The organism is Vibrio sp. Hep-1b-8, from assembly GCF_006124995.1.
In the GTDB taxonomy this organism is placed as follows: domain Bacteria; phylum Pseudomonadota; class Gammaproteobacteria; order Enterobacterales; family Vibrionaceae; genus Vibrio.
On record NZ_QEWN01000107.1, the window covers coordinates 1 to 1,892 of the forward strand.

The window sequence follows — 1,892 nt, forward strand, 5'->3', positions numbered from 1 at the left end:
TGATTATACGGTCTCTGGTATGAACAAATGGCTTCACCACAATGGCTTTAGCTACAAGCAACCGAAAGGCGTTCCACACAAGTTTGATAAAGCAAAACAGCAAGCATTCATAGAGGCTTATGAAGCTCTAAAGGCAAGCCGTGGCAAGGATGAATCGATAGTCTTTATCGATGCAGTTCACCCAACCTTATTAACAAAAATATCTCATGGCTGGATACGTACTGGTCAGGCTAAAGTGATTGAAACAACGGGCAATCGTAGCCGATTGAACATTATTGGCGCACTAAACCTGTCAGATATTGGTGCCACCATCGTTCACGATTACGAGAGTATTAACAGTGAAAATATTGTTCGCTTTTTCTGTAAGTTAAGAGAGAGTTATCCATTAGCCCATAAGCTTCATATCATCTTAGATGGTGCGGGATATCACCGCAGTGACTTAGTCAAAGATGCAGCGTTTGTCCTAAATATCGAACTACATTATCTTCCACCTTACAGTCCAAACCTCAACCCAATTGAGCGGCTTTGGAAGGTAATGAACGAGCAGTCGAGGAATAACGTTTACTTCAAAAATAAACGAGACTTCAAGGAAGCCATCGATCAATTTTTTACTGTGACTCTTCCAGAGATCGCAGGTTCACTGACGTCTCGAATCAATGATAATTTTCAGGTACTCAAGCCTGCATTTTCAAGTTGATTGGGTATATTATAATCGTGACTCTGAACTAAAACGTTTGTTCACTCTTATGACTGACTTAAAGTCGATACGCGATAATTCTGAGCAGAACTTTTCTCAATTCAAGAAACAATTGAGAAAATGCAATCGAGTCAGCCAATATGTTGGAATAAGATTTGAAATTTCGCTAGCTAGCTTTTTTATCAGAAAAGGTGTGCCGTACAAAAACCGAGAAGCACCAGACTTTGAGTTTAATTTCGATGAAAACCAGAAAGCATTTATCGAGACAACAAGTTGTCATATAGTTCAAGAAAAACTGCAGAATCTATATTTAAAAGTTAATAGTGCTATTCGCACTAAATCTAATAAAAAGTATGCAAATGACTCTACTATTTTGGTCATAGATGTCACTAATCTAATCCACAACTCAGTAAGATTGCATCCTGAATTTAAAATTGAAAACCTAGTGGTAAATTGCCAGTCAGAAATGGATAAATCGCCATATGGTGCATTTATTTTTCGCTGTACGTTCCCTAGCGAGAAAGACGGTTTGATCTATGCGGGTGGTGATTCATATTGTAAAGGGAACGCTTCACCGGCTTTACGTAAGATTTGGAGCCAGCTGGGTTACGATGATCGAGTTGCTCATGACGTTGAGCATGGCACGTACTTTTGCTCATGAACCATACAAACGTTTAAGGTTTCAAGTAACTTTGTCTAATCCAAATCTCGCATGTTAGAACCTATACTGTAACGTGCGTTGCCCAATAATCAGATAATTAAATAGACTTAATAAAGGTAAACAATGTCGGATATAACCAGCTATTGCTCTTGGTGTTATAAACATACAAAGCATAAACTCACGGAAAGAAACATTCTGTCTCGTAATTCATATACCCAATCAACTTGAAAATGCAGGCTTGAGTACCTGAAAATTATCATTGATTCGAGACGTCAGTGAACCTGCGATCTCTGGAAGAGTCACAGTAAAAAATTGATCGATGGCTTCCTTGAAGTCTCGTTTATTTTTGAAGTAAACGTTATTCCTCGACTGCTCGTTCATTACCTTCCAAAGCCGCTCAATTGGGTTGAGGTTTGGACTGTAAGGTGGAAGATAATGTAGTTCGATATTTAGGACAAACGCTGCATCTTTGACTAAGTCACTGCGGTGATATCCCGCACCATCTAAGATGATATGAAGCTTATGGGCTAATGG

General features: G+C 39.0%; 3 protein-coding genes. 2 read left to right on the forward strand and 1 reads right to left on the reverse strand.

Translation table 11 applies throughout. The features are described 5' to 3' along the window. Together DA100_RS11625 and DA100_RS11630 are read left to right on the forward strand one after the other, a co-directional pair. The coding region (locus tag DA100_RS11625) for an IS630 family transposase (RefSeq protein WP_138972283.1) at nt 1-697 on the forward strand (697 nt) is incomplete at its 5' end. Between the two features lie 49 nt (nt 698-746). Next, entirely contained in the window at nt 747-1,358 is a 612-nt protein-coding gene (locus tag DA100_RS11630) for a hypothetical protein (RefSeq protein WP_138972281.1), read from the forward strand. A gap of 219 nt (nt 1,359-1,577) precedes the next feature. On the opposite strand, the gene DA100_RS11635 is transcribed toward DA100_RS11630, so the two are convergent. Further along, the coding region (locus DA100_RS11635; RefSeq protein WP_171052210.1) for a transposase at nt 1,578-1,892 on the reverse strand (315 nt) is incomplete at its 5' end.